The organism is Thermicanus aegyptius DSM 12793, assembly GCF_000510645.1.
Classification (GTDB): Bacteria; Bacillota; Bacilli; order Thermicanales; family Thermicanaceae; genus Thermicanus; species Thermicanus aegyptius.
On record NZ_KI783301.1, the window covers coordinates 717,193 to 743,369 of the forward strand.

Sequence of the window (26,177 nt, forward strand, 5' to 3'; positions counted from 1 at the left end):
AAGGAAATGGCCTACTCTTTCCCACTGCAAAGGATTCTTGATTTAAAAGAACGGGAAAAAGAATTCCTGGTACGCAGTCTGGCGGATTCTCTGCAGAAAAAGGAAACGGCGGAAAAGGAATACATAGAAACCCGCCATATCCAACAGAGAGCTGAGGAGCACCTCTCCCGCATTCCTGAACAAGGGATACAAGTAAAGGAACTTCTCGAACAGTACCGTTTTATTCAACAGGTCGCCGGAAAGGTAAAAAGAGCTGAGGAGATACTTTCTACGCTTGAGAAAGAAGTAGAACGGGAGATGGAGAAAGTAAAAGGGAAGGAGATGGAAGTAAAAACGTATCGGCGATTGCGGGAAAACGGTTATCGTGAATGGTTGAACGAAGAGGAGAAGAAGGAACAGAAAGCGCTGGATGAGATTTCTATCCACTCTTTTTTGAAGAAAAGGGAAAACGCAACCCAGACCGGATGAAACGTATCGTCTCTCGCCGAATAGAGGAAGAGGAGAATCATCGTTATCTGTGAATCTAAAATCGGTTCATGCCTTTTAAAGGGAGGAGGGAATGAAATGGAGAGAGTACAGGAGTTGAACAGGGGAAAAGGAAAAGGAGAAAAGGAGAAAGAAAGAGTCGCAGAAAGACCGGTTGACCCCGAAGAAGAGAAAGTGGCAGAAGAGAAAGATTACTCGAAGTTAGAATGGTTTTTCTATATCATTTTCATCCCCTCCCTTTTTACTCTCATCATGGTTTCCGTGATTCTCTCATTCTTTCATATTAATGTGTGGGAGTCGGCCAAAGGAGCGGTTCAACAAATTCCCTTTGTTAATCAGTGGATTTCCCCCGGAGGAAAGGAAGAGAAAAAGATAAGTCCGGAAGAAGCATTAAAACAACAACTGGCAGAGAGCGAAAAAAAGCTCGCCGACGCGACAACCGCCCTTAATCAGCAAAAAGCAAAAGTTCAGCAGCAGGATCAGGAAATTGCTCAGCTAAAACAGCAACTGGCCGATGCCTTAAAAAGTGGAGAAGAAAAAAAGGCGACACAAGAGGAAAGAAGACAAAAAGCGGTTGAAATGGCGAAGATGCTAACGGGGATGAATGCGAGTAAAGCGGCATCGATACTGGATCAGCTTACCCTCCATGAAGCCGCCGTGATCCTTTCCCAAATGAAGGAATCAGATCGCTCCACATTAATGTCCAAATTGGATCCCAAAAAGGCGGCGGATCTGACGGCCCTTCTCTATAACACCCCGTATAGCGAAAACTTGGAGGTTATGGCACTGCAAGAAAGAGTAGATCAACTCACCACCCAGTTGGATGATCTAAAACTTCTCATGGATGGAGGGGCGAAGAATACTCAGGGGACAACAGCGACGTTAAGAAATGCGATTGCCACCTTTCAACAGATGTCTCCTTCGGCTGCAGCGGCCGTGTTAGAAACCATGTGGAAGAATTCAGAAAGAAAAAATGTCCTATCCATCCTGGCAGGGATCGATCCCAAAGTGAAGGCACCCATAATTGCGGCGATGGATCCGAAAGTGGCGGCTCAAATCAATCAAGCCTTTCTCCAGTGAAAAGGGTATACGCGGGAATTGAAAGGCGATTTTTACCATGGGCAATGAAAGGAGGTGATATCGATGAATGAAACGTTGGTTACCCCTTATGGGGCACTTTCCTCTTTAAAGACGGCGAATGTCCTCTTTTCGAGCGGAGGAGGAAAAAATCTTCTTGATTCTTCCGACCCATTTCTTTCCCTCCTCATGACCGCAGGGCAAAATGGGGCAGAACTCCAAGGTTCCCCTATGAATGGAAACTTAACGGGTGGGTTTGAGTTGCTAAACCTCCTTGCAGCGCTTCGCGGGTTTGAGGGGGGGAATGGCAACTTAGGAGAAGAAGAACTTCTAAGCCCCTCCACAGGGAATAAAGGAGAGGCAAATGAAGACGATTGGAAGGCGTTGCTTTCCCTCTTGCAACAACTGGGAGTCCTATCCATCCCCTCAAATCTAAATCAAGGGGTTCTCCTTCCCACCCTTCAGGAGAATTCCACACAGCTGAAAAACCTTCTCTCCCAAGCCATCGGAGGAAAGGAAGGGGAAAGGCTTTTTTCAGGTGAAACCTTCGCTCAGCAAAAGGGAGCAGATCTGACGGCCTTGTTTTCGAGGGGAGATCTCCTTGATGGAAAGGCAATGTTAAACCTTTCTTTAGTGAAGAACCTTCTTACTCAAGTATTAGACGGAGCGGAGGGGGGAGACCTGCTCTCGCCGGACCAAAGCCCAATGGGGCAAAACCCCATTCGCCACCTCTCGATCGGGCAAAATGAAGGCTCCCTTCTACTTAAACTACTGTCTTCATTGAAGGGCCAAGATGGAGCACTCCTCCCCCAAAGCACCGGGCAACAAGGAGAGTTCATCCAGGCTCAAGGGGGTGGGCCGGAGAAATTAATCTCCATGGCACAAGGAAAGGAAAAGAGTGTTCCCTTATTCCCCGAAGGAGGAACGGGAAAGGATGGGGAAGGGAGGACCAAGGGAAATGGAAATGAAGCAACGAAGGCGGGATTTTATCAGCTCCTTGGAGAATGGCAGGGAAAAGCCTCCGCCCAACCGTCCATTAAAGAGACCGTTACCCTTCACGCCAATCAATTTAAGGAAGATCTAAGCCGTTTCCTCCTCTCCCAGGTGAAGATGATCCGCCTACCCGATGGGACATCGGAAGCCCATTTGAAACTCTTCCCTGAACAGTTAGGGAGCCTCGATGTGAAAATCGCCATGCACCGCGGCATCATGCAGGCTACTTTTATCGTTGACACCCTCCAGGGAAAGGAACTGTTAGAGCAGAACCTGACCCATCTCCGCCATCAATTGGTTCAACAAGGAATTCAGGTGGATAAGATGGAGATCCTAACCCCTAAAGAACTTCCCTACTCCCAACAAACATGGCAAAGGGAAGGGGAGGATCGCAGGAGACAACCGTACCCATGGAGAGCTTTGGAGAAGGAGTATGACGGGGACGAGGAATTTTCAAACCTCATCACCTCTCCCTTAACCCTGGGGTAAAACGATCCTATCCTCATTCCTTAGAAGAAAGGAGGAAAGAAAATGGATAACACGATCCGTTCATCTTCCGTCATCGGAACAGCGGGAACAAATCAAGGGAGCACAAATCCGGAAGGCCGAAATACCTTGGGGCAAGATGCCTTTTTGCAGATTCTTGTAGCTCAGTTAAAGTATCAGGACCCTCTCCAGCCCATGCAAGACCGAGATTTTATCGCCCAAATGGCCACGTTCTCCTCTGTTCAGCAATTGATTCAGTTAAATCAAGCTGTGGCAGAAATTAAAGAGATGCTGAAGGGGACTTCTCCTGCCCAAGGGGGTTAAGACGTCTCCGGCCGTTTCCGGGTAGAACGAACCCTTCTCATTCGGCTTAAACACAAAGAAAAGGGGTAAGTAAGATGGACGAAACATGGAGAATTGGACAAATCGTTCCTCCTCCATTGCCTTCTCCCACCCGGCCTTCGAATAAGGGGGATAACGTAGGGCTAGATTTCGCTTCCTATTTGGAGGAAGAGAAGGAGCGGCAAAATCCTCCCATCTCCTTCAGCCGCCACGCCGAAGAGCGGTTGATTGAGCGGGGCATTAAGCTTTCCCCGGAGCTTACCCATCGTTTAGAAAAAGCAGTGACCAAAGCAGGGGAGAAAGGATCGAAGGAAACGCTGGTCATCGTAGACGATCTCTTCTTTGTCGTCAGCGTGAAGAACCGAATGGTGATTACAGCCCTTGAGAAAGCACAGGCAAAGGAGAATCTCTTTACCCATATCGACAGTGCCGTCTTGTACTAGGGTTGGACCGTCAGGGAACCTTGATCCTGCCGATTGACGGAAGCAGGATCCGAGATGCGCTCTGTGATCAGTGGGAAGCGACCTCTTTCACGTAGGGAGAAAAGAAGAGGAAAAGTAGAGGAGGATGAGAAATGCTTCGATCGCTATATTCAGGAATTTCCGGCATGCGGGGATTTCAGACGAAACTGGATGTGATCAGCAACAATATTGCCAATGTGAACACGATTGGTTTTAAGGCGGGACGGGTGATGTTCTCCGATATCCTAAGCCAGACCCTCTCCGGTGTTACCGCACCGGTAGATGGGGTTCGGGGAGGGGTAAATCCAAAACAGGTAGGCCTAGGCTCCCAGGTAGCCGCCATCGACACCATCCATACCGGTGGAAGCGCCATGACCACAGGGGTTAACTCCGATCTCCGGATTGACGGGAATGGCTTTTTCGCCGTCCAGGATCCGGCGGGGAATGTCTTTTATACCCGCGCCGGCAATTTTACCGTCGATGCCAGTTATCAATTGGTGACTCCCCAAGGCTTTCTCGTGTTAGGCGCCGATGGTGCCCCCATCACATTGGAAGATACGGTGGAGAGTTTTTCCATCGCGAAGGATGGGACGATTATTCAAGTCCTGAATGATGGGACGATCAATACCGATTTGCAGGTCGGCGTGGCAAGGGTGAGAAATCCAGGGGGGCTGGAGAAGATGGGCAATTCCCTCTACCGCCTCACCTTAAATGCAGATCCGGAAACAGATCCCCTTGCGTTGATCGGAACGGCAGGACAGGATGGGAGGGGAGAGGTCATCGCAGAGCAACTGGAAATGTCCAATGTGGATCTTACCAATGAGTTTACGGAGATGATCGTGGCCCAACGTGGTTTCCAGGCGAACTCCCGCATCATCACCACTTCCGATGAAATTTTACAGGAATTGGTTAATCTGAAGCGTTAAAGGAGATCGTAGACCTAACGAGTAAAGAAGGAGGGATAGGGAGATGGTTCGGTTAACCCGTTTTAGCCGGGAGGAATATTACTTAAACCCTTTTTTAATCGAGACCGTGGAATCTACTCCGGATACGGTGATTACGCTCACCTCAGGCAAAAAACTGCTGGTAAAGGAATCGGCAGAAGAAGTAGTGGCGCGAGTAACGGACTATTTCCGGAGTCTCTCCCTTCCCTCCTTTCCCTCCCGGATTGAGTCTACGAAGAGAGAAGATGAGGAGTAGCGCCGATGAAGAATAAACTTTTAGGTTTTTCCATCGCTTTGCTCGTTGCCATTAGCCTCTTAGCCATCACCACCTTGCTGTTGATCAAATTTGTCTTGACTCCTCCTGCAACACAAGCGGATGGTGTGTTCCGAAATATGGACGAAATGGCGGCCATGTCCATTAATACCGGGGAGATGACCACCAATTTAAAGGATAACCGCTATGCCGTCATGGAATATACCATCATTCTCTCCAATAAAAAAGCGAAGGATGAGGCGGAGAAAGGGTTATTTCTCATCAAGAGGGAGATTCTGGGGGTTCTATCCTCGATGGATTCCACCCAATTGGTAGGGGATGATGGGGTGAAAAAGATGGAGGATGCCATTCAAAAGCGCATCGACTCCATTTTGAAAGAGGGCAAGGTGGTCAGGGTGGTAACGACGAGGAAGATCGTTCAGTAAACCGAACCTTCTTCAATAAGAATGTAAGGGAGATCGACACAGTTCGCAAGAAGGGGGGGTGAAAACTTGACAGAGGTATTATCCCAATCGGAAATCGATGCCTTGCTTCAAGCGCTCTCGTCCGGGGAGATGGATGTTGACCAACTAAAGAAGGAAGAAGAGAGCAAAAAAGTACGGGTTTATGATTTTAAGCGAGCCCTTCGTTTCTCAAAGGACCAAATCAGAAGCTTAACCCGTATCCATGAAAATTTTTCCAGGCTTCTTACCACGTATTTCTCCGCCCAGCTACGCACCTATGTCCATATCACGGTGGCAAGTGTAGATCAGTTGCCCTATGAAGAATTTATTCGCTCCATTCCGAAGACCACGACGTTGGGGATTTTTTCCGTGGCTCCTCTGGAGGGCCGCTTTGTTCTGGAGATTAATCCAATTATCGCCTATGCCATGTTGGAGCGCTATTTAGGGGGGCATGATAATGGCCCCATTAAGATGGGGATGATGACTGAGATTGAATTGGCCGTGATTGAGCGCATCTTTCGGAAGGCGTTGGAGAGCTTTAGAGAAGCATGGCAATCGATGGTCGAACTGGAACCGGAACTGGAGGGGTTAGAAACGAACCCCCAGTTTATGCAGATTGTATCGCCCAATGAAACCGTCGCGGTCATCTCCTTCACCACGAAGATCGCGGACATCAGCGGGATGATTAATCTCTGTCTTCCTCATGTGGTCCTGGAACCCCTCATGCCTAAACTGACGGCCCATTATTGGTTGGAAGAAAAGCAGAAAAAGCCGGACCCCGCTCAAACAGAGCAGATAACGCAGAAGATCAGGCAAACAGAACTTCTCATCCGTGTTCTCTTAGGGTCTTCCACCATCACCATCGGGGATTTCATCCATCTCACCAAGGGAGATGTGATCCACCTAGATCAAGGAATCGATGATGCGTTGCCCATCCTTCTCGGAGAGAAGAAGAAATTCCTGGGCCGTCCTGGAATTTACAATGGCCGATTAGCCGTTCGAATTGATGAAATCGTAAAGGAGGGAGAAGAAGAGGATGGAGAGTAAAGATATGTTGAGCCAGGAAGAGATCGATGCTCTGTTAAGACAAGGGAATATCGGCGAGGGAGAGGTCGTCGAAGAGAGGGGAGAGGAGTTAGAAAACTACTTAACCCCTCTAGAGGAAGACGCTCTGGGGGAAATTGGGAATATTACCTTCGGGAATGCCTCCACAGCCCTCTCCACCTTGTTAGGACAGAAAGTAGATATAACGACCCCGGAAGTTAGTCTGCTCAAAAAAGAAGAATTGTCTACCATATTCCCTCATCCCCATGTTTCCGTACAGGTAGAATACACGCAGGGATTTACAGGGACAAATCTACTGGTACTTAAGACGAGGGATGCGGCGGTGATCGCCGACCTCATGATGGGGGGCACCGGAGAAACCCCCGCCACCGAATTGGGAGAAATGGAGTTGAGCGCATGTCAGGAAGCGATGAACCAGATGATGGGCGCTGCGGCTACCTCCATGTCTTCCCTTTTTCAAAGGCTGGTCAATATCTCTCCTCCAAAAGTAGACATCTTAGATATACCGGCCGGAAAAGTAAATGTACCGGTTTTTGAGGAAGATCCCCTCATCCGTATTGCCTTCAACCTTAAGGTCGGTTCTCTTATTCAATCGTCCATCATGCAGCTTCTCCCCCTTTCCTTCGCCAAGGAATTGGCGAAGTCGCTCTTGGGCGGAGGAGCATCTCCGAATGAAGAAAAAAAGGAGGAGAGAATAGAGGAAAGAAAGGACGTGTCATCTCGGGAGGAAGAAAAGCGGGCGAGAAGTGAGCCTGCCCCTTTAAGCCATTCTTCTCCTCCCATTCAAGAGAGCAGGAACCAGAGGATGAAGAATCCGGAACCTCAGGTACAGGCCGTTCAGTTCGCCAATTTTGAAAAAAACCCGACATTAACTCCCCAAAACGAAATAAACCTTAATTTGCTTATGGATATTCCTCTGCAAGTTACAGTAGAATTGGGTCGAACAAAGCGTTATATTAAAGATATTCTGGAACTTGGGCCTGGTTCGATCCTGGAGCTGGATAAGTTAGCAGGCGAACCGGTTGACATTCTGGTAAACCATAAGCTGGTGGCAAAAGGGGAAGTCGTAGTGATTGATGAGAATTTTGGTGTGCGAATTACAGAGATCATCAGCCAATGGGAGCGACTTCAAAAACTGTAATTAGAGACCTGAGGAGGATCATGGATGGGGAATCGAATACTCGTAGTTGATGATGCAGCATTTATGCGAATGATGATTAAAGACATTTTAACGAAAAATGGCTTTGAGGTGGTAGGGGAAGCGACCGATGGAGTGCAGGCGGTGGAGAAATACCAGGAATTAAAACCGGATCTGGTCACCTTAGACATAACAATGCCTGAGATGGACGGCATTGAAGCGTTGAAACAGATCCGAAAAATAGACCCCCAGGCCAAGGTGATCATGTGTTCCGCCATGGGCCAACAAGCCATGGTGATTGATTCGATTCAAGCGGGAGCGAAAGATTTTATCGTAAAACCGTTTCAGGCAGACCGGGTGATCGAAGCGGTCCGGAAAACATTGGGGTAATCTCCGATGGGGAAGATTGGACGATGCCTCCTCATCCTTCTCTTTTTCTTCCGGTTCGACCTCATCGATCCAGCTTCCGCTTATGCATTAAAAGGTCCGGATCCCAGTGTGGACCAATACCTAAAGTCGGACCAGGAAGGTACGAGCAATGAGGGAGGGAAATGGGTCGGACAAGGAGAGAAAAATCCACCCTCTTACTGGGCGCTGGCAGGGAAGGTCCTTCTCGCTCTGGCCATTGTCCTTATTCTCCTCCTTGGTTTTGTGAAATGGATGGGAAGAGGAAGAAGGAAGACCGGAGGAGCTTCTGTGCAGGTGGTAGCCTCCCTCTGGCTTTCCCAGCAGAAATCGATAAAACTCGTAAGAGTTGGTTCACATCTTTTTTTAATCGGCGTAGGGGAGAATATAAATCTTCTCTATCATTTTCAGAAAGAAGAGGAGGTATCCACCCTTTTAGAAGAATTGGCCCCCCCTCAAGCCATGAATCGAGAAGGAAGAATTCTTTTTTATCCTTTCAAGAAAAGGTTGAAAAAAGATGTACGACGCCGGGAAGAGGGAAAGGATGACTTCAAGGAAGAGCTGCTTCGCCAGTTGGAACGGTTGCGTACCAGGGAGGACCGAGGGGAGAGGGAAGGGGAGGGAAGAGGAAAAGATGAAGCGTAAGAGAACGATCTTTGGGGTTTTCCTCCTTGTTCTCCTCTTTCTCTCTCCTTCGGCGAGCACCGCTGCCCCAGGAGACCCTATTCCGGGGATTAATGTGCAAATTACGGGGGGAGGAACGGGATCGGCGGTTTCTATTCAACTTCTTCTGCTTCTTACGGTTTTATCCTTGGCGCCGGCGATATTGATCCTGATGACAAGTTTTACTCGCATCGTCGTGGTACTCTCCTTCGTAAGAACGGGACTTTCAACCCAGCAGATGCCGCCCAACCAAGTTCTCATCGGGCTTGCCCTCTTTTTAACCTTTTTTATCATGGCGCCTACGTTTATGCAGATCAACGATCAAGCCCTACAACCTTACTTACAGGGGAAGTTGACTCAGACCGAAGCCCTGCAAAAGGCTGAACTTCCTATCAAACAATTTATGGCGAAACATACCCGGCAGAAGGATTTGGAACTCTTTCTCTCTTACGGGAACTATCCAAAAGTAACAAAGGTAGAAGAGATTCCCCTTGTTGCCCTCGTCCCTGCATTTGCCATCAGCGAATTGTCCACCGCCTTTCAAATCGGTTTTCTCATCTTCGTGCCCTTTTTGGTCATTGACATGGTGGTGGCCAGCATCTTAATGGGAATGGGGATGATGATGCTTCCGCCTGTGATGATTTCTCTTCCCTTTAAGATTCTGCTTTTTGTCCTAGTCGATGGCTGGCATCTGGTGGTACAGACCTTGCTTGAAAGTTTTCAATAAGGGGGAAGAATTGTGAGCCAGGAGATGGTCCTAAAGGTAGGAGAAGAGGCGATCATGGCGATCCTCTTGCTTATTGCGCCGGCCTTGGGATTAGGTCTGGTGGTCGGTCTCATTATAAGCATTTTCCAAGCGACCACTCAGATTCAGGAACAGACGTTGGCGTTTATCCCAAAAATTGTAGTTATTCTCTTATCCTTTCTCATCTTTGGAAAGTGGATGCTTTCCTATCTCATCACCTTTACCAACCATATATTTGAGTTGATTCTTCAGGTGGTGATGTAATTGGACCTCCTCTTTCAATACTTGCCTCCATTTCTTTTGATCTTGTTCCGATTGACCAGTTTTTTCCTGCTGGCTCCCTATTTCAGTACCTATGGCGTTCCTGCTCCCTTCAGGATCGGCTTGGCTGCATTTCTTTCCATCCTGACGGTTCCGGTGGTGGGGACGGGGGAAAGTCTTTCTTTCGACGGGCGGTATCTTTTTTTGGTGATGAAAGAGATTTTTGTGGGTCTATCATTAGGTTTTGTCGGTGCCCTCTTCTTTTACGCTTTACAGACGGCAGGAGGATTTATCGATCTTCAGATGGGTTTCGCATTCGCCAACATTATTGATCCCCAGACGGGGTTAAGCAATCCCATCATGGGCAATTTAAAATATATCTTGGGAATACTCTTCCTCATCTCCACAGGAGGGCATCATCTTCTCATTCAAGGGATCTTGAACAGTTTTTTTCTTGTCCCCTTAGGAGAATTGGTTCCCGTTCAAAATGGGAGAATCGCAGATGAGGTATTAAATCTTTTTATCAAGACGTTTATCATCGCTGTCCAGATTGCGGCCCCGTTGATCGTTACCCTTTTTCTGATCGATGTAGCGCTCGGCTTTGTTTCTAAAACGGTTCCTCAGTTCAATCTTTTTGTGGTTGGTTTTCCGATGAAGATTTTAGCTGCCTTTGGGCTTTTTCTCATCATACTTCCCGGTTTTTTCTACGCTTTACAACTTCTCTTTTCCGATCTCTTTTATTCTTTGGGCCAATTTACACGACAAATGGTGAGATAGAGTGAATCATTTTCCCTATTCCCTACAACTTCAATTTTTTGCTGAGGAAAAAACGGAACCTGCAACCCCTAGGCGAAGGCAGGAGGCCAGGGAGAAGGGGCAGGTGGCCAGAAGTCAGGAGATTCCGTCCGCTTTTGGACTTCTCGCCGGGATGCTTTCCCTTCTCCTCTTTGGGAGTGGTTTTCTTACTCTTTTTAAACAACTCTTTCCCCTCGTCTTAAGCAACTATTCCGATCAACCAATGAATGTTGAGACGTTAGGGAATCTTTCCATGCAAATGTTGGGTATGATCATCCAACCTCTTCTTCCTTTTTTGGCGGTGGTGATGGCTGTGGGAATCCTATCCAATGCCTTGCAAGTGGGGCCTCTTTTAACCTTGGAGCCCATAAAGCCGAAATGGGAACGAATTAATCCCATCCAAGGGTTGAAAAGAATCTTTTCCCTCCGTGCCTTCGTAGATTTGGTCAAATCTCTGATAAAAGTTGCAGCGGTAGGAGGCGTCGCATACATCATTCTATGGAATGAGCGGGATCATCTTCTCACGTTATCCCAATACTCCATAAACAGCATCGAACACTATGTGTACGAGATCATTTTTAAAATGGGTGTTATGATTGCCATCGTGCTCGTTATTCTCTCTTTCCTTGATTATTTATTTCAAAGATATGAATATAACAAGGGCCTGAGGATGTCAAAACAGGAGATTAAGGATGAATGGAAAAAAATAGAGGGTGATCCCCTGATTAAATCGAAGATTAGGGAGCGGCAGCGGCAGATGGCCATGCGAAGGATGATGCAGGAAGTCCCTAAGGCGGATGTGGTGATCACCAACCCGACACACTTTGCCGTTGCCCTTCGTTATGAGGCGGGAAAAATGAAGGCTCCCGTCGTGATCGCAAAGGGACAAGATTATTTGGCGCTTCGCATCAAAGAGATCGCCCGAGCGCATAACATTCCTCTCATGGAAAACAAACCCTTGGCCCAGACGCTCTATCGAAGGGTAGAGATTGGGGAATCCATTCCTGAAGATCTCTTTAAAGCGGTTGCCGAAGTTCTCGCTTATGTTTATCAATTGAAAAGGCGGACCGGAAGGATAAACCCCTCATAGAAATTCCCTTTTAATGGATCATCACGAAGTAGCGCAAGCCTGTAACCCCGATGTTCTACCGTTACGTTCATGATCATAAAGGAGGTGGAGAAATGTTTAGGGAGCTCGGTGTATTGGTGGGAGTCATCATGATTGTCATTATGATGGTGATTCCTGTTCCCCCTTTCCTTCTCGATTTCTTTATTCTCCTAAATATTTCTCTTTCTCTTACCATCCTGTTGGTGTCGATGAACACGAAGGAATCCCTTCAATTTTCGATCTTTCCTTCTCTCCTCCTTCTCACCACACTTTTTCGCCTCTCCTTAAATGTTTCCACCACCCGTTCCATTTTGACGACGATGAATGGAGGGGAGGTCATCAAGGCCTTCGGTAATTTTGTGGTGGGAGGTCAACCCATTATCGGTCTTATTGTTTTCCTCATTCTTGTCATCATTCAATTTATCGTCATTACCAAAGGGTCTGAACGGGTTGCCGAGGTAGCCGCTCGTTTCACCTTGGATGCCATGCCGGGAAAACAGATGAGCATCGATGCAGATTTAAATGCGGGATTGATTCATGAAGAGGAAGCCCGGAATCGTCGACGCAGGATTGAACGGGAGGCCGACTTTTATGGAGCGATGGACGGGGCGAGTAAATTTGTAAAGGGGGATGCCATCGCCTCCATCATCATCTTGGCGGTTAATGTCCTGGGTGGACTGATCATCGGAACTTTGATCCACGGAAAAAGTCTTCAGGAAGCAGCCTCGGTCTATACCCTGCTTTCGGTTGGGGATGGATTGGTCAGCCAGATTCCTGCCCTCCTGATCTCCACTGCGACCGGGATCATTGTAACCAGGGCCGCCTCTGAGGGAAACCTGGGGGAAGATCTTTTACAACAGCTTCTCTCCTATCCTAAGCTGCTTTATGTGGTCGCCGGAGTCCTCTTTATCTTAGGTCTCTTAACTCCCATCCCCGATCTCATCACCATTCCTTTGAGCGCGGTCGTTTTCTATGGGGGGTATACCATGGAGAGAGCCCGAAAGAAAAAAGAGGAAAAAGCTTTCATCGAGGAGAGAATGGAAAGAGACGCGGAGCTTGCGAAGGGACCGGAGAGCGTCTTGAATCTCTTGGATATGGACCCGGTGGAGTTCGAGTTTGGCTATGCCCTCATTCCTTTGGCGGACCCGAATCAAGGGGGGGATCTAATGGACCGGGTTCTGATGATCCGCAGGCAATTAGCCTTGGAATTGGGCTTTATTGTTCCAACGGTCCGCTTTCGTGACAATATCCAGTTAAAGCCCAATCAATATACCATTAAAATAAAGGGAAGTCGGGTAGCCCAAGGGGAGATCTTTCTTGACCGCTATCTGGCGATGAGTCCGGGCATAGATGATGATTCCATCACCGGGATTCCTACGACGGAACCGGCCTTCGGTCTAGAAGCGCTCTGGATCGATGAGACGATGAAAGAGAAGGCGGAGCTATCCGGCTATACGGTGGTTGACCCCCCTTCCGTGGTTGCAACTCATCTGACCGAAATCCTGAAGCGTCATGCCCATGAGCTTTTGGGAAGAGAAGAGACGAAGGCGCTGATCGAACACCTAAAAACGACGCATCCTGCCCTGGTGGAAGAATTGGTTCCCTCTCTTCTTAGCGTAGGGGAGATTCAAAAGGTATTGGCCAAACTTTTAAAAGAGCGGGTTTCGATCCGAAACTTGGTGGTCATCTTTGAAGCCCTCGCAAATCACGCAGCCTATACCAAAAACCCGGATATCCTCACCGAATATGTACGTCAAGCCCTATCCAGGCAAATCACCTCCACCTATGTGAAGGAAGGAAGCGTTTTGAAGGTGATTCATGTAAGCCCCGCGTTGGAGAAGGTGATTGCCGATTCGGTGCAGCATACGGAACAAGGAAGCTATCTCGCCTTGTCTCCGGAGAAATCTCAAGAAATCTACGATCATTTAAGCAAGCAGGTGAAAAAAGCCCAGGAGATGGGGATTTCTCCCCTGCTCCTCGCATCCCCGGCAACCCGAATGTACCTGCGGCAGCTTTTAGATCGAATCCTGCCTGATTTACCTGTTCTCTCCTATAATGAACTTGAACCGGATGTAGAAATACAGAGTGTTGGGATGGTGAGCTAACCTTGAGGGTAAAACGGTATATCGCTTCCTCTGTGAATGAAGCGGTGGAAAAGATTCGTAAAGATCTAGGCAGCGATGCCATTATTCTCGATACGAAGAAGGTAAGCACCAGGGGCTTCTTAGGTTTATTTAAGCAAGTTCACTTTGAAGTGATCGCAGCGATCGATGAACCGGCGCCTTCTTTTAAGCCAATTCCATCGATTCCGGAGGAAAAGAAGATCTCTCCACCCCCTCTTTCCGCAGAGACCAAACCAAAAATGGAAGCCACCCTCCCTACAGCTCAAGAACAAGGGAGGGAACCAAACCAGGGAACCTCTCTAAGCGAAAAAGGGAAACAAAAAGAAAAAGATTCCCCCACGCAAGGGGACGGGGAAGATCCATGGCAAAAGATGGTCCTACAGGAAATGAAAGAAATGAGAAGCCTAATTCGGACCTGGGTGGAAGGACGGAACTTTCCTTCTTCCCTACCGGAAGATTATAAATCCCTCTATACTCACCTGATCGAACAAGAAGTGGAAGAGGAGTTGGTCATCAAACTCTTCATCGATCTTATGGAGAATCATGGGGCTCCCCAGTCGGAAGCAGAGGCGAGGATGCGGGTTAAAGAAAAGTTGATCGAATGGATTCGTCCACGCCTAACGGGAGGAATAAAGTCTTCGACTCGCCTCGTTCATATCATCGGACCGACAGGAGTGGGAAAGACCACCACCATTGCGAAGCTCGCCTCCGAATACCTTCTCCATCGCAAAAAAAAGGTGGCTTTCCTTACCTCCGACACCTATCGGATCGCCGCGATTGATCAACTGAAGACCTATTCAAACATTCTCAATATCCCGATGGAGGTGATTTTTTCACCCAAGGATCTGCCTCCGGCCCTTTCCCGCGTTTCCCATTATGATCTCATTCTGATGGATACTGCAGGTCGGAATTATCGAGACCGGGTTTATCTCAACGAAATGAAAGAACTTCTTACTTCCTCTCTTCCTTCGGAGACCTACCTTGTCTTAAGTTTAACCACCAAATTTAAGGATATGAAAGAACTGGTAGAAGAATTTTTGCAGCTTGGTATCGACCATGTCATTTTTACGAAACTGGATGAGACGCTAACCCATGGTGCCATCTTCAATCTTGCTTACCATTATCCTATCACCCTATCATATATTACCAACGGCCAGAGCGTACCAGATGATCTCTTATTTTTGACGCCGGAACGGTTCGCCGATTTGCTGTTAGGGGGAGAGAAATCATGAAAGATCAAGCTGATGCTCTCCGTCGCCATTTGGGAGCGAAAGAAGGTAAACCGCCTGCTAAGGTAATCACGATTACCAGTGGAAAAGGGGGTGTGGGAAAGTCCAATTTTTCCCTTAATTTTGCTCTGGCGTTGATCCAATTAGGAAAGAAGGTGGTCATCCTCGATGCCGATTTAGGGCTGGCCAACATCGATGTTCTGATGGGGATTTCCCCCAAAGGAAATCTGTTCCAAATGATTGAGCAGGGCCTCTCCATATGGGATATACTGGAAAGAGGACCTGGAGGAGTAGAGTTAATCGCCAGCCAGTCCGGTTTTACCCGCTTGCTTAGCTTAGATGAGCAGGCATTAAGCAATCTTATGAATCAGCTTCACAGGTTGGATGGATATGCCGACTTCATCCTAATCGATACGGGAGCGGGACTCACAAAAGAAGCCCTTTACTTCATCCTCTCCTCCGATGAGGTGATTCTCATTACAACGCCTGAACCTACTTCATTAACCGACGCTTATGCGGTGATCAAAATGATTCATCTGAAGGATCCTTTTATTCTTCCAAACCTGGTGGTAAATCGGGTTCACTCCTCACAGGAGGGAAGAAGTACAGGGGAACGCTTATCAATGGTGGTCCAAAAGTTTCTTCATATGGAACTCCCTTTGCTGGGGTTTATCCATGAAGATGCTCACGTAGGATGGGGAGTACGCCGGCAAGAACCCTTTATTCTTCTCTATCCCGAGGCAAAAGCATCGGAAGATTTGAGGGCTCTTGCCAGAAGTTATCTCTCCCTGCCTCTTCCAAAGATCGAGAAAGAAGGGAGGGGAATGAAAGGATTTTTGCAACGAATGTTGAATTTTATTAAATAAGGTCTTTTCAACGAAAATGTTGTCGAAAAAGGCTTTTCCTTAGGGTGAAGGATGTGGAGAAATTGGTACAATCGATGGACAAGTCTAAGAACAGGGTGGAGGAAATTGTAGCCATCGGCACATCGACCGGTGGCCCGAAAACCTTAGAGGTGGTGATCCGACATCTCCCTCCCCATTATCCTTACCCGATTCTGGTTGTCCAACACATGCCGTCCGGTTTTACCAAAGCGATGGCGGATCGCCTCAATGCGATCTCTTCCCTTACGGTGAGTGAGGCGGTCCAAGGAGAAGAGCTGGAACCTGGACATGTTTACATAGCGCCAGGGAATCATCACATGCAGGTAAAGCGATCCCAAGCATATCATTACTTTCTTCAGATTGATGGGACAACTCCTCCACGCGGGGGGCACCGTCCTTCCGTTGATGTCTTGTTTGAATCCCTTGCTCCTCTCCACGAGGTGAAAAAGACCATTATTTTGCTTACGGGAATGGGGAGCGACGGTACGGCCGGATTGCGAAAAATCAAAGAGGTTTCCAATCCGAAAGAGGTGACGGCGATCGGCGAGTCGGAAGAATCTTGTGTGGTATTCGGAATGCCTAGATCGGCGATTGAAGAAGGGTTAATTGATCTGATACTTACCAAAGAAAAAATCGCAGAATATTTACGGGCCAAAGTGTCCGGGAGGTGAAGCTCATGGAACTTAATCAATATCTGGATATGTTTCTGGAAGAGTCGAAAGAGAATCTTCAGGCGATCAACGAAAATCTCCTCAAACTGGAAGGCGAACCGAACAATCTCTCCTATGTACAGGTGATTTTTCGTGCCGCTCACACGTTAAAAGGAATGTCGGCCACCATGGGTTTTGAAGATTTGGCCACGCTAACCCACGAGATGGAAAACGTGTTGGACCAAATTCGAAATGAGAAGATTGCCGTAAACGAAGGCATTATGAATCAACTCTTCTCCGCCGTAGATCGCTTGGAGGAGATGATTGCGGCAATTGAAAACGGGGAGGACGGAAAGATGGATGTGAGCAAAGAGGTATCCTCCCTTCGGAAAATACTCACAAGCGGCGGAGAAGCGGCGAACGAGGATGAAAAGGTGAAACCGACGGCCCCCTCACCTGTAGAGAAAACGTATGAATATGATTCCTATCAAGTAAATATTCTCCTCCAGTCCCTAAGGAACGGATATCAGGCCTTTGAAATCGAAGTGGAACTCGATGAAAGGACCATGCTGAAGGCGGCACGGGCTTACATGGTTTACTCCGCCCTGGAGGAAATAGGGGAAGTGATCCGCACGCTTCCTTCCGTAGATGAATTGGAGGAAGAGAAGTTTGATCGCAGTTTCTCTCTCACCCTGATCACGATGCTGTCCAAAGAAGAGGTAGAAAAGACGATCAATCGGATTTCGGAGATTCGAAGAGTAGAGGTGGTCCGCCTATCGAAAGGGAGCATAAAGAGCCTTAATGAGGTAGCTGCGTCCAGTGCCATGACGGAAGAAAAGGAGGGGGTAAGTCCAAACCTTTCCCAACCAAAAGATGGGGAGAAGGGCGAAGAGGAGAGGGATGTCCATCCAATACGGAGACATCATAGCTCGAAAACGATCCGGGTAGACACGGAACGATTGGAGAGATTGATGAACCTCTTCAGCGAATTGGTGATCGATAGGGGCCGCTTAGAACAAATTGCCCGGGAAATAGGATCTCCCTCCCTCACGGAAGTGGTTGAACATATGAGCCGAATCAGCAGCGACCTGCAAAACTTGGTACTCACCATTCGGATGGTTCCTGTAGAGCAGGTATTTAACCGATTTCCACGCATGGTGCGGGATTTGGCAAAAGAGTTGGGCAAACAGGTTAATCTTACCATTACGGGGGCGGAGACGGAGCTGGATCGAACGGTGATCGATGAAATCGGAGATCCTCTGGTTCACCTATTACGAAATGCAATCGATCACGGATTGGAGTCGACGGAGGAGCGGAAGAAGAAAGGAAAGCCGATCCCAGGGGAGATTTCCTTGCGGGCCTATCACAGTGGAAACCATGTCTTTATCGAAGTAAGTGATGATGGCCAAGGCATCGACCGGGAGAAAGTTCTAAAAAAGGCCGTAGCTCAAGGCTTAGTCACCGAGAGGGAAGCGACGCAACTCAAGGAAGAAGAGGTTTATCGCCTTCTCTTTCATTCCGGTTTTAGCACGGCGGAGAAAGTGTCCGACATCTCCGGAAGAGGTGTTGGACTTGATGTGGTGCGTAGCAAGATAGAAGCGTTGGGAGGAAGTGTTTCGGTTCTGTCGGAGAGAGGGAAAGGGAGCACGTTCCGCATTCAATTACCTCTAACCCTCTCCATCCTCTCTGCCATGTTGGTAGAAATAGAGAGAGAAAAATATGCCATTCCTATTAATTCGATCCTGGAAACTCTCTCTCTTCCCAAAGAGGAAATTCGTGTCGCCCATAAACAACCTGTCCTTGATTTCCGTGGAAAGGTGGTCCCTCTCCTCTCCCTGAAGGAACTCTTTTCCATCCCTTCAAGTGGAGAGGAAAGAGAGGAGGTCTCCGTAGTCGTCATTCGTAAAGGGGAAAAATTGGTGGGCATCGAGGTGAATGATTTCTTAGGGCAACAAGAAATCGTGCTGAAATCGATGGGAAAATACTTGCACAACCTTTTCGCCATATCCGGAGCTACGATTCTGGGGGATGGACAGGTTGCATTGATCCTTGATCCCAACGCGTTGATTAAATAGTGGATGGGTTAAAATCATCATTTGGAGGGATGAACGATGTTGGAACAGAGCAAGACCGTGAAAGAAATAAAGGCGATCGTCTTTCGCCTTCAGAACGAAGAGTATGGGGTGGATGTTCAGCAGGTTCGTTCGATCGAACGATTGGAACATATTACGAGAGTACCTAATGCCCCCGATTTTGTAAAAGGTGTGATTAACCTGCGGGGGGTTGTTACTCCCGTGATCGATCTGAGGAAGCGTTTTGGACTTCCTCTCACATCCTATACCGATCAAACTCGGATTATCATCGTAAGAATCGATGAAATTGAAGTCGGTTTAATCGTAGACGCAGCCAATGATGTGATCGATATCCCTGAGGAGATGATTGAAGCGCCGCCTGAAATCGTAGGAGGGGTTGGTGCGGAATACTTGCGTGGGGTCGCCAAGATCGGCACGAGGCTTCTGATTCTCTTAAATTTGGAAAAAGTCCTTTTGATGAATGAAGTGGAACAGCTGGAACAATTTGAGGCGTGAGGATGACTGGGGGATTTCGTTTGGAACCACTTCAGTTGGACATATTGCGTGAAATAGGGAACATTGGGGCAGGACATGCCGCCACTTCTCTCTCAAAGATCCTGGGCATGAGAATTGAGATGTCGGTTCCCAATGTGGAGATCCTCTCCTTTGATAAGATTGCTCAGTATGTAGGCGAGGATAAACTTGTGGTAGGAATATATATGAGCGTCGAAGGAGACATGACGGGGAGTATTTTCTTTCTCATGGGAATAACATCCGCAAAATTTCTTCTCTCCCAGCTTTTTCAAGAGGAGTTGAATGAGAAAGAACCTTTTACAGAGAAAGACCTGGATGCTTTGCAAGAGATCGGAAACATATTAACCGGCTCTTACCTAAGCGCACTGGCTGATTTCACCCATCTAACCCTTTATCCGTCGATCCCTTCCATAGCGGTGGATATGGCCATGGCAATTTTAACGTATGGCATTTTAGAAATTGGGCGGTCCGGCAACGATGCTCTCTTGATCGATACCTCCTTTATGAATGGTTCTGAAAAGTTGGAGGGTCATTTCTTCTTTATTCCTGATCCATCCTTCTTTCCTACTCTTTTTAAGGCGTTAGGAGTACCCATGTAATGTACGAGATAAAGGTTGGAATTGCCGATTTAAACATTACTTTTGCCCCAAACCGATTGCGGACAACAGGATTGGGGTCCTGCGTAGGGATCACGCTGTACGATGAAAGCATCCATTTGGCGGGTCTCGCCCATGTGATGTTGCCAAGTTCCGAATTAGCAAAAGGAGAGGTTCAGGTGGCAAAATATGCCGACACAGCCATTCCCGAGCTCTTGATGCGCATGGAAAGGGCAGGTGGGCGAAGATCCCGCATGAAAGCGAAGCTGGCCGGCGGAGCCCAGATGTTTCAAAATAAGGGGAATGACCTTCTTCGAATTGGTCCCAGGAATGTAGAAGCTTCTCTAATCGAGCTCCGCCGGCTACAAATCCCGGTGGTAGCGCAGGATACGGGCGGTAATTATGGCAGAACCATCGAAATCGAGGCAGAGACGGGAATTCTCCGCGTATGGACCGTTTATCATGGGGAAAAGGTGATCTGATTCTCCCGAGGGGGTGAAGGTTTGTGGCCGATTACCAGACCGCAATCGATCTTAAACTGGATTGGAAGCGGCTCAAGGAAGAGGGGGATAAAGGAGCCGAAGAGAGAATCGTAGAACATTTTCTCTATCTCGTGGATAAAGCGGTACGGCAGATCGCGCCCAGCTTACCCACAACGGTGAGAAAGGAGGATCTGCGCAGTTTTGGGCTGATGGGACTCCTAGATGCGGTTAGGAAATTCGATCCTGACCGAAACCTGCAGTTTGTCACCTATGCCAGTTGGCGGATCCGGGGGGCGATCCTGGACGGCCTGAGGGAAAATGATTTCCTTCCCCGTTCGTTAAGGGAAAAAGCAAAAAGGGTGGAAGAGGCCTATGCCGTCTTGGAACAGGAAAAATTATCTTCCGTTACCGATGAAGATGTGGCGAACTATCTGGGAATCACCACCCAAGAATTGAACCATATCCTTCAAGAAAGTTCCACCCATTTTTATTCGATTGATGAATCTTTTATTGATGAAGAAAGTACGGACAAGGCGAGGAGCTTAAACCTCATCGATGAACAGACGGAAACCCCGGAAGAACGGGTGGCTAGGGTGGAATTAAGGCGGGTTTTAACCGAGGCTATTGAAACTCTTCCTGAAAAGGAAAGGTTGGTCTTATCCCTCTTTTATTTTGAAGAACTAAGTTTTACGGAGGTGGCCCAGGTCCTCTCCCTCTCCCCTTCCCGAATCTCCCAACTTCATTCCAAAGCGATGATTCGGTTAAGGACCGCACTGGGAAAAATGAAGGGATACTTGCGTTAGGGGAAATATGGTATACTTACCATAGAGATTATAGAAGGAAGGGGTTTCCATGTCTCTCAAGACGTTGGAGATGCAGATTGCGCTCCCAAGAAGTGTCGATTGGGGAATGATGATGGAACGGATGAACCAACACCCTTACCTGGTACAGGAGAGGGCGGCCTCCTTAAGACAAAAAAGGGAAGAGCGGTTTCGAAAAACGGCGGAAAAAACCTCCTCCGCCTCCTACCAAACCCTTTCCCATCCCTATAAGGGACAACATCTGGACCGTTCCATCTAGTTGTGTGAACCACATCGTTCCGGCAGCAACCTCCTATGTAACATCACGAACGGCCATCGTTTTTGCGTTCGTTCGGTAGGCAAGAGATCTCCTTGCGCAGGAATCATGAGTATGTTATAGTATATAGCGGTGTAAAACCAACCCACACGCCTTCCAATTCCTCCATGGGTGCCGGGGTTTCCGGAGAGTGGGGGGAGATGAAGAGGGCGGAGGAAAAACCCATTTTAAGGAGGAAAATCATGTCGGTCATCTCGATGAAGCAATTGTTAGAGGCAGGGGTCCATTTTGGACATCAGACCCGCCGATGGAACCCGAAGATGGCGAAGTACATCTTTACCGAACGGAACGGGATTTACATCATCGATCTGCAGAAGACGGTAAAGAAGATCGAGGAGGCTTATCAATTCGTCCGCGATCTTGCCGCAGAGGGCGGAACCCTTCTCTTCGTGGGAACAAAGAAGCAGGCTCAGGAATCGGTGAAGGAAGAGGCGGAACGATGCGGGATGTACTATGTCAACCAACGTTGGCTTGGGGGGACATTAACCAATTTTACCACGATTCGCAAGCGAATTGACCGCCTGCGCCAATTGGAAGAGATGGAAAAGGATGGAACCTTTGATGTGCTGCCGAAGAAAGAGGTGATCCTGCTCAGAAAAGAGATGGATCGCCTGGAGAAGTTCTTAGGCGGAATTAAGGATATGGGGAGATTGCCGGATGCCATCTTTATTATAGACCCTCGGAAAGAGCGGATCGCCGTAGCGGAAGCGAGGAAACTGGGCATTCCTATCATCGCTATCGTCGACACCAACTGTGACCCCGATGAAGCCGACTATGTCATCCCCGGGAATGATGATGCCATCCGGGCTGTGAAGTTGATTACCGAGAAGCTGGCCGATGCAGTGATTGAGGGACGCCAGGGCGAGCAGATGAGTGATGCGCCGGTAGATGATAGCGCCGAGGTTCCTGAGGAAGTCGCCGTAGAAGCCATCGCTGAAGAGACGGCGACCGAGACGGAGTTGCAAGCGTAATTCCCTCGTATTCGGCTGAGGAGAACGACAAGGTTGGATGTAGAGGAATAAAGTGTTCATTAGAGGGTGGCTCATGGGTTCAGGAACCCGGACCACCCTATTTTAAAATGAAAAATCGTAGGAGGCAGAGCGCATGACCATTTCAGCCAATCAAGTAAAAGAGTTGCGAGAAAAAACAGGAGCAGGAATGATGGAGTGTAAAAAAGCCTTGACAGAGGCAAATGGGGATATGGAGAAAGCCATTGAAATTTTGCGGGAGAGGGGTTTAGCGGCCGCTGCGAAAAAAGCAGGGAGAATTGCGGCGGAAGGATTGGTTGAATCCTACATACATATGGGGGGCAGGATTGGCGTCCTGGTAGAAGTAAACTGTGAAACCGACTTTGTCGCCAATACGGATGAATTTAAGGAATTTGTGAAGGATATTGCCATGCAGATTGCCGCCTACAGCCCACTTTATGTAAGTAAGGATGAAGTGCCTGCGGAAGTGTTGGAGAAGGAGCGGGAAATCTACAAGCAACAGGCCATGAATGAGGGGAAACCGGAACAAATTGCCGAAAAGATGGTGGAAGGGCGTCTAAAGAATTTCTTGAAAGAAGTCTGCTTATTGGAGCAACCCTTCATTAAAGATGGGGATAAAACCGTTCAGGATCTGGTTAACGAGAAGATCAGCAAAATAGGGGAGAAGATTTCCATTCGTCGTTTTGTCCGCTATCAATTAGGAGAAGGCATTGAAAAACGGCAAGACAATTTTGTGGAAGAGGTTATGTCACAAGTAAAACAGTAAACTGAAAAAGGAACACGGAGTGTTCCTTTTTTCAAAGATCTGGGTTAGGAAAGGGCAGATTTTAAACAGATGGAGGTCTGAGATGTCTCTACCAAGGTATCATCGGGTGGTCTTAAAACTAAGCGGTGAGGCCTTAGCCGGGGAGAACGGCTATGGAATTGATCCGGGCGTTCTTCATTCCATCGCAAATCAGATTAAAGAGGTACACGAATTAAATGTGCAGATCGCCATTGTGGTCGGGGGAGGGAACATATGGCGTGGGTTAGCAGGGAGCGCCAAAGGAATCGATCGTGCCACGGCCGATTATATGGGGATGTTGGCCACGGTAATGAATGCCTTAGCCTTGCAGGATAGCTTGGAGAAGGAAGGGGTTCCCACCCGGGTACAAACCTCGATTGAAATGAGACAGGTGGCCGAACCTTATATCCGCAGGCGGGCCATTCGCCATTTGGAAAAGAGGAGAGTGGTCATTTTTGCGGCAGGCACGGGAAATCCCTATTTCTCCACCGACACAACCGCGGCCTTGCGGGCTGCTGAGATTGAAGCTGAAGTGATCCTGATGGCAAAAAATAAGGTAAACGGTGTTTACACCGCCGATCCTTTAGTTTATCCTGATGCCGAGAGGTTTGAGCAACTCACCTATCTTGATCTCTTAAATAAGGGGCTAGGGGTGATGGACTCCACGGCCTCCTCGTTATGCATGGATAATCATATTCCCATTATTGTCTTTTCCATTTTGGAAGAAGGAAATATTAAAAGGGCAGTTCTTGGTGAAAAAATCGGGACCATCATAGGGGGAGAAGCAGATGCCAAAGCAAGTAGTGAATGAGGCGAAGGATAAGATGGAAAAGGCGTTGCAAACGCTGAAGAAGGAACTGGGAACCCTCCGGGCGGGGAGAGCAAATCCGTCCCTATTGGAAAAGATTACGGTGGACTACTATGGGTCTCCAACCCCGATTAATCAAGTGGCCAGCATCAGTGTTCCGGAGCCGAGGCTCCTTGTCCTTCAACCCTGGGATAAGAGTATCCTTCACAATATTGAAAAAGCGATCCAAAAATCAGACTTAGGACTTTCGCCGACCAATGATGGCACAGTGATTCGCATCCCCATCCCCCCTCTCACGGAGGAACGAAGGGTGGAACTGACGAAGCTCGTAAAAAAGTATGGGGAAGAAGCGAAGGTGGCGATCCGGAACATACGCAGGGACGCGAACGAATCCTTTAAGAAGATGGAAAAAGAGGGCCAGATCTCAGAAGATGAAAATCGCAGATATCAGGAGCAGGTCCAGGAACTTACGGATCATTACGCAAAACGAGTTGACGAAACGGTAAAACAGAAGGAAAATGAGATTATGGAGATTTAAGGTTCTTAAATCCTCCTCGTAGTGAGGAGGATTCTTACTTTACAGACTTGGAGGGCCTTCAATGAAATCATTAAATCTTTGGCCTGGCAGGGAAAAAAGTCCGTCAAAGGAAGATGGAGAAGGAAAGATTCCTCAACATATCGCCATCATCATGGATGGAAACGGACGTTGGGCGAAGGAGAGGGGAATGCCCAGAGTTGTCGGACATCGGGCCGGCATGAAAACGGTGAAGGAAATTACGAAAGCTGCCGATGAGGTGGGGGTAAAAATTTTAACCCTTTACGCCTTCTCCACCGAGAATTGGAAGCGTCCCAAAGAGGAGGTAGATTTCCTGATGCGTCTTCCGGAAGAATTTCTTGAGCTCGAGTTGGAGGAGCTGATTGTAAATAATGTCCAGGTGAGGATGATCGGGGATAAGGAGGGATTGCCTTCCCATACGGTGAAGGCTGTAGAGAAAGCCATCCAAGAGACAAAAGATAATTCTGGATTGATTCTTAATTTTGCTTTAAACTATGGAGGAAGGAAAGAAATACTCGATGCCGTGAAGGCGATCGCCCGCAAGGTGGAAAAAAGGGAACTTTCCCCGGACTCGATCGATGAGCAATTCTTCCATCAATATCTCCTCACGCCGGATTACCCGGATCCCGATTTGTTGATCCGGACCAGCGGTGAGATTCGCCTCAGCAATTTTATGCTTTGGCAACTCGCCTACACGGAATTTTGGTTTAGCGACAAATATTGGCCTGATTTTCACCGGGAGGATTTTCTGGAGGCCGTAGAGGCATACAAAAAGAGAGAGCGAAAATTTGGTAGGATCAAATCTTAGGTGGAAAAAGAGTACCATTTGGAGGCATCCTAATAGGGAGGGTCTTCTGTGAGGCAACGCATCCTGACTGGTTTAATCGGGGGGACAATCTTTTTAGGTTTTGTCTGGTTGGGAGGAATTTGGTTTATTCTTCTCATCCTTGTCGTAGCATTAGGAGCTTTCTTTGAATATGTCCGGATGCGGGGAGTGGAATGGTACAGGCCCTCTTCCTTAGTGGGTGCTCTTCTCCTCATCTATTTTCTGGACTTCGGTTTCAAGAATTTATCACCCAATTCCTTCTACGCGATCTGGATGGTTGCCTTTCTTCTCCTCTTGGCCTCGGTTCTTAGCAAAAATCAGACCAGTGTTTTAGATGTTTCCTATATCTTTCTGGGCGCGTTTTATATCGGAATGGGCTTTCATGCCATGTTCCTGATTCGCCAAATGCCTTTGGGACTCCCCCTCACTCTCTATACCATTGCTTTAGTCTGGCTTACGGATTCGGGGGCTTATTTCATGGGCCGATTCTTCGGCAAACATAAACTTTGGCCCTCCATCAGTCCTAAGAAGACGATTGAAGGCGCCGTGGGGGGGATTGCCGTGGCGGTGGTCGGTAGCCTTCTGATCTATCGACTTATCGATCCTCAGATCACCTCTTGGGATGCATTCTTTATTGCCGTTTTAATCTCTCTGGTTTCAATGGTGGGCGATATGATTGAGTCGGCCATTAAGCGGAACTTTAAAGTGAAGGATTCAGGCTGGATCCTCCCTGGACACGGGGGCTTCTTCGATCGTTTCGACAGCATGATCGTTGCCTTCCCCACCATGCTCTGGTTATTGCATGTACTATAGTGCCTCTC

The 26,177-nt window shown here is 48.0% G+C and carries 32 protein-coding genes; all 32 read left to right on the plus strand.

Going from position 1 to position 26,177, the window contains the following annotated elements; translation table 11 throughout:
- The first annotated feature begins 6 nt into the window (after positions 1–6).
- Entirely contained in the window at positions 7–468 is a 462-nt protein-coding gene (fliJ, locus tag THEAE_RS0103825) for a flagellar export protein FliJ (RefSeq protein ID WP_245605601.1), read from the plus strand.
- A gap of 96 nt (positions 469–564) precedes the next feature.
- A complete protein-coding gene (locus THEAE_RS19880) occupies positions 565–1,566 on the plus strand; it encodes a magnesium transporter MgtE N-terminal domain-containing protein (protein ID WP_039944246.1) in 1,002 nt (333 codons plus the stop codon).
- Positions 1,567–1,629: 63 nt separating this feature from the next.
- Positions 1,630–3,045 carry a flagellar hook-length control protein FliK gene (locus tag THEAE_RS0103835; RefSeq protein ID WP_028986572.1) on the plus strand — a complete coding sequence of 472 codons (1,416 nt, stop codon included), beginning with the start codon at positions 1,630–1,632 and terminating at the stop codon, positions 3,043–3,045.
- Positions 3,046–3,087: 42 nt separating this feature from the next.
- A complete protein-coding gene (locus THEAE_RS19885) occupies positions 3,088–3,366 on the plus strand; it encodes a flagellar hook assembly protein FlgD (RefSeq protein WP_051430799.1) in 279 nt (92 codons plus the stop codon).
- A gap of 74 nt (positions 3,367–3,440) precedes the next feature.
- Positions 3,441–3,827, plus strand: coding sequence for a TIGR02530 family flagellar biosynthesis protein (locus tag THEAE_RS0103845; RefSeq protein ID WP_028986573.1), 387 nt, complete (start codon positions 3,441–3,443; stop codon positions 3,825–3,827).
- Between the two features lie 131 nt (positions 3,828–3,958).
- The gene (gene flgG, locus THEAE_RS0103850; protein ID WP_028986574.1) at positions 3,959–4,771 is read left to right on the plus strand and encodes a flagellar basal body rod protein FlgG; all 813 of its coding nucleotides are present in this window, start codon (positions 3,959–3,961) and stop codon (positions 4,769–4,771) included.
- A 43-nt stretch (positions 4,772–4,814) separates the two neighbouring features.
- Positions 4,815–5,045 (plus strand): flagellar FlbD family protein, encoded by a 231-nt coding sequence (locus tag THEAE_RS0103855; protein ID WP_005588115.1) that lies wholly within the window; start codon positions 4,815–4,817, stop codon positions 5,043–5,045.
- A gap of 5 nt (positions 5,046–5,050) precedes the next feature.
- Entirely contained in the window at positions 5,051–5,488 is a 438-nt protein-coding gene (locus THEAE_RS19890) for a flagellar basal body-associated FliL family protein (protein ID WP_005588113.1), read from the plus strand.
- Positions 5,489–5,554: 66 nt separating this feature from the next.
- Positions 5,555–6,553, plus strand: a complete 999-nt coding sequence (gene fliM, locus THEAE_RS0103865; RefSeq protein ID WP_005588111.1) for a flagellar motor switch protein FliM — start codon at positions 5,555–5,557, stop codon at positions 6,551–6,553.
- A complete protein-coding gene (fliY, locus tag THEAE_RS0103870; RefSeq protein ID WP_028986575.1) occupies positions 6,543–7,712 on the plus strand; it encodes a flagellar motor switch phosphatase FliY in 1,170 nt (389 codons plus the stop codon). Before fliM ends, fliY begins: the two co-directional genes overlap by 11 nt.
- Before the next feature lie 24 nt (positions 7,713–7,736).
- The gene (locus tag THEAE_RS0103875; RefSeq protein ID WP_028986576.1) at positions 7,737–8,099 is read left to right on the plus strand and encodes a response regulator; all 363 of its coding nucleotides are present in this window, start codon (positions 7,737–7,739) and stop codon (positions 8,097–8,099) included.
- 6 nt (positions 8,100–8,105) lie between these two features.
- Positions 8,106–8,759 (plus strand): flagellar biosynthetic protein FliO, encoded by a 654-nt coding sequence (locus THEAE_RS0103880; RefSeq protein WP_028986577.1) that lies wholly within the window; start codon positions 8,106–8,108, stop codon positions 8,757–8,759.
- The gene (gene fliP / locus THEAE_RS0103885) at positions 8,749–9,504 is read left to right on the plus strand and encodes a flagellar type III secretion system pore protein FliP (protein WP_028986578.1); all 756 of its coding nucleotides are present in this window, start codon (positions 8,749–8,751) and stop codon (positions 9,502–9,504) included. The genes THEAE_RS0103880 and fliP overlap by 11 nt, the downstream gene beginning before the upstream one ends.
- A gap of 12 nt (positions 9,505–9,516) precedes the next feature.
- Positions 9,517–9,786 carry a flagellar biosynthesis protein FliQ gene (gene fliQ / locus THEAE_RS0103890; protein ID WP_028986579.1) on the plus strand — a complete coding sequence of 90 codons (270 nt, stop codon included), beginning with the start codon at positions 9,517–9,519 and terminating at the stop codon, positions 9,784–9,786.
- Positions 9,787–10,560, plus strand: a complete 774-nt coding sequence (gene fliR, locus THEAE_RS0103895) for a flagellar biosynthetic protein FliR (protein WP_005588276.1) — start codon at positions 9,787–9,789, stop codon at positions 10,558–10,560.
- 1 nt (position 10,561) lies between these two features.
- Positions 10,562–11,668, plus strand: a complete 1,107-nt coding sequence (flhB, locus tag THEAE_RS0103900; RefSeq protein WP_028986580.1) for a flagellar biosynthesis protein FlhB — start codon at positions 10,562–10,564, stop codon at positions 11,666–11,668.
- 92 nt (positions 11,669–11,760) lie between these two features.
- Entirely contained in the window at positions 11,761–13,791 is a 2,031-nt protein-coding gene (gene flhA / locus THEAE_RS0103905) for a flagellar biosynthesis protein FlhA (RefSeq protein ID WP_028986581.1), read from the plus strand.
- A 2-nt stretch (positions 13,792–13,793) separates the two neighbouring features.
- A complete protein-coding gene (gene flhF, locus THEAE_RS0103910) occupies positions 13,794–15,041 on the plus strand; it encodes a flagellar biosynthesis GTPase FlhF (protein ID WP_028986582.1) in 1,248 nt (415 codons plus the stop codon).
- The gene (locus THEAE_RS0103915) at positions 15,038–15,904 is read left to right on the plus strand and encodes a MinD/ParA family protein (protein WP_028986583.1); all 867 of its coding nucleotides are present in this window, start codon (positions 15,038–15,040) and stop codon (positions 15,902–15,904) included. Before flhF ends, THEAE_RS0103915 begins: the two co-directional genes overlap by 4 nt.
- A 53-nt stretch (positions 15,905–15,957) precedes the next feature.
- Positions 15,958–16,593, plus strand: coding sequence for a CheB methylesterase domain-containing protein (locus THEAE_RS19895; protein ID WP_156920538.1), 636 nt, complete (start codon positions 15,958–15,960; stop codon positions 16,591–16,593).
- A gap of 5 nt (positions 16,594–16,598) precedes the next feature.
- Positions 16,599–18,647, plus strand: a complete 2,049-nt coding sequence (locus THEAE_RS0103925; protein WP_028986584.1) for a chemotaxis protein CheA — start codon at positions 16,599–16,601, stop codon at positions 18,645–18,647.
- Between the two features lie 36 nt (positions 18,648–18,683).
- Complete coding sequence (locus THEAE_RS0103930; RefSeq protein WP_028986585.1) at positions 18,684–19,160, plus strand: chemotaxis protein CheW; 477 nt, start codon at positions 18,684–18,686, stop codon at positions 19,158–19,160.
- A 2-nt stretch (positions 19,161–19,162) separates the two neighbouring features.
- Positions 19,163–19,777 (plus strand): chemotaxis protein CheC, encoded by a 615-nt coding sequence (locus THEAE_RS0103935; protein WP_028986586.1) that lies wholly within the window; start codon positions 19,163–19,165, stop codon positions 19,775–19,777.
- The gene (locus THEAE_RS0103940; RefSeq protein ID WP_028986587.1) at positions 19,777–20,256 is read left to right on the plus strand and encodes a chemotaxis protein CheD; all 480 of its coding nucleotides are present in this window, start codon (positions 19,777–19,779) and stop codon (positions 20,254–20,256) included. Before THEAE_RS0103935 ends, THEAE_RS0103940 begins: the two co-directional genes overlap by 1 nt.
- A gap of 23 nt (positions 20,257–20,279) precedes the next feature.
- Positions 20,280–21,059 carry a FliA/WhiG family RNA polymerase sigma factor gene (locus THEAE_RS0103945; RefSeq protein ID WP_052329740.1) on the plus strand — a complete coding sequence of 260 codons (780 nt, stop codon included), beginning with the start codon at positions 20,280–20,282 and terminating at the stop codon, positions 21,057–21,059.
- A 49-nt stretch (positions 21,060–21,108) separates the two neighbouring features.
- The gene (locus tag THEAE_RS0103950; RefSeq protein WP_005588286.1) at positions 21,109–21,336 is read left to right on the plus strand and encodes a hypothetical protein; all 228 of its coding nucleotides are present in this window, start codon (positions 21,109–21,111) and stop codon (positions 21,334–21,336) included.
- A gap of 239 nt (positions 21,337–21,575) precedes the next feature.
- Complete coding sequence (gene rpsB / locus THEAE_RS0103955; protein ID WP_028986589.1) at positions 21,576–22,364, plus strand: 30S ribosomal protein S2; 789 nt, start codon at positions 21,576–21,578, stop codon at positions 22,362–22,364.
- 133 nt (positions 22,365–22,497) lie between these two features.
- Positions 22,498–23,148 carry a translation elongation factor Ts gene (gene tsf / locus THEAE_RS0103960; protein ID WP_028986590.1) on the plus strand — a complete coding sequence of 217 codons (651 nt, stop codon included), beginning with the start codon at positions 22,498–22,500 and terminating at the stop codon, positions 23,146–23,148.
- Positions 23,149–23,230: 82 nt separating this feature from the next.
- Positions 23,231–23,977, plus strand: a complete 747-nt coding sequence (pyrH, locus tag THEAE_RS0103965) for a UMP kinase (protein WP_028986591.1) — start codon at positions 23,231–23,233, stop codon at positions 23,975–23,977.
- The gene (frr, locus tag THEAE_RS0103970; protein WP_028986592.1) at positions 23,955–24,512 is read left to right on the plus strand and encodes a ribosome recycling factor; all 558 of its coding nucleotides are present in this window, start codon (positions 23,955–23,957) and stop codon (positions 24,510–24,512) included. Before pyrH ends, frr begins: the two co-directional genes overlap by 23 nt.
- A gap of 61 nt (positions 24,513–24,573) precedes the next feature.
- The gene (locus THEAE_RS0103975) at positions 24,574–25,338 is read left to right on the plus strand and encodes an undecaprenyl pyrophosphate synthase (protein WP_005588290.1); all 765 of its coding nucleotides are present in this window, start codon (positions 24,574–24,576) and stop codon (positions 25,336–25,338) included.
- A gap of 48 nt (positions 25,339–25,386) precedes the next feature.
- On the plus strand, positions 25,387–26,169 hold the full coding sequence (locus tag THEAE_RS0103980; RefSeq protein ID WP_028986593.1) for a phosphatidate cytidylyltransferase: 783 nt from the start codon (positions 25,387–25,389) through the stop codon (positions 26,167–26,169).
- The last annotated feature ends 8 nt before the right edge of the window (positions 26,170–26,177 follow it).

Excerpts from the sequence above, each read along its gene's own strand:
- THEAE_RS0103835 (WP_028986572.1), top strand. The coding sequence starts at position 1,630 with ATGAATGAAACGTTGGTTACCCCTTATGGGGCACTTTCCTCTTTAAAG.
- fliJ (WP_245605601.1), top strand. The coding sequence starts at position 7 with ATGGCCTACTCTTTCCCACTGCAAAGGATTCTTGATTTAAAAGAACGG.
- THEAE_RS0103935 (WP_028986586.1), top strand. The coding sequence starts at position 19,163 with ATGACTGGGGGATTTCGTTTGGAACCACTTCAGTTGGACATATTGCGT.
- frr (WP_028986592.1), top strand. The coding sequence starts at position 23,955 with ATGCCAAAGCAAGTAGTGAATGAGGCGAAGGATAAGATGGAAAAGGCG.
- THEAE_RS0103925 (WP_028986584.1), top strand. The coding sequence starts at position 16,599 with ATGGAACTTAATCAATATCTGGATATGTTTCTGGAAGAGTCGAAAGAG.
- THEAE_RS0103880 (WP_028986577.1), top strand. The coding sequence starts at position 8,106 with ATGGGGAAGATTGGACGATGCCTCCTCATCCTTCTCTTTTTCTTCCGG.
- THEAE_RS19890 (WP_005588113.1), top strand. The coding sequence starts at position 5,051 with ATGAAGAATAAACTTTTAGGTTTTTCCATCGCTTTGCTCGTTGCCATT.
- fliP (WP_028986578.1), top strand. The coding sequence starts at position 8,749 with ATGAAGCGTAAGAGAACGATCTTTGGGGTTTTCCTCCTTGTTCTCCTC.
- THEAE_RS0103950 (WP_005588286.1), top strand. The coding sequence starts at position 21,109 with ATGTCTCTCAAGACGTTGGAGATGCAGATTGCGCTCCCAAGAAGTGTC.
- THEAE_RS0103975 (WP_005588290.1), top strand. The coding sequence starts at position 24,574 with ATGAAATCATTAAATCTTTGGCCTGGCAGGGAAAAAAGTCCGTCAAAG.
- THEAE_RS0103855 (WP_005588115.1), top strand. The coding sequence starts at position 4,815 with ATGGTTCGGTTAACCCGTTTTAGCCGGGAGGAATATTACTTAAACCCT.
- THEAE_RS19885 (WP_051430799.1), top strand. The coding sequence starts at position 3,088 with ATGGATAACACGATCCGTTCATCTTCCGTCATCGGAACAGCGGGAACA.
- THEAE_RS0103940 (WP_028986587.1), top strand. The coding sequence starts at position 19,777 with ATGTACGAGATAAAGGTTGGAATTGCCGATTTAAACATTACTTTTGCC.
- THEAE_RS0103875 (WP_028986576.1), top strand. The coding sequence starts at position 7,737 with ATGGGGAATCGAATACTCGTAGTTGATGATGCAGCATTTATGCGAATG.
- flgG (WP_028986574.1), top strand. The coding sequence starts at position 3,959 with ATGCTTCGATCGCTATATTCAGGAATTTCCGGCATGCGGGGATTTCAG.
- THEAE_RS0103930 (WP_028986585.1), top strand. The coding sequence starts at position 18,684 with ATGTTGGAACAGAGCAAGACCGTGAAAGAAATAAAGGCGATCGTCTTT.
- THEAE_RS0103915 (WP_028986583.1), top strand. The coding sequence starts at position 15,038 with ATGAAAGATCAAGCTGATGCTCTCCGTCGCCATTTGGGAGCGAAAGAA.
- THEAE_RS0103845 (WP_028986573.1), top strand. The coding sequence starts at position 3,441 with ATGGACGAAACATGGAGAATTGGACAAATCGTTCCTCCTCCATTGCCT.
- pyrH (WP_028986591.1), top strand. The coding sequence starts at position 23,231 with ATGTCTCTACCAAGGTATCATCGGGTGGTCTTAAAACTAAGCGGTGAG.
- fliY (WP_028986575.1), top strand. The coding sequence starts at position 6,543 with ATGGAGAGTAAAGATATGTTGAGCCAGGAAGAGATCGATGCTCTGTTA.
- rpsB (WP_028986589.1), top strand. The coding sequence starts at position 21,576 with ATGTCGGTCATCTCGATGAAGCAATTGTTAGAGGCAGGGGTCCATTTT.
- THEAE_RS19880 (WP_039944246.1), top strand. The coding sequence starts at position 565 with ATGGAGAGAGTACAGGAGTTGAACAGGGGAAAAGGAAAAGGAGAAAAG.
- flhA (WP_028986581.1), top strand. The coding sequence starts at position 11,761 with ATGTTTAGGGAGCTCGGTGTATTGGTGGGAGTCATCATGATTGTCATT.
- tsf (WP_028986590.1), top strand. The coding sequence starts at position 22,498 with ATGACCATTTCAGCCAATCAAGTAAAAGAGTTGCGAGAAAAAACAGGA.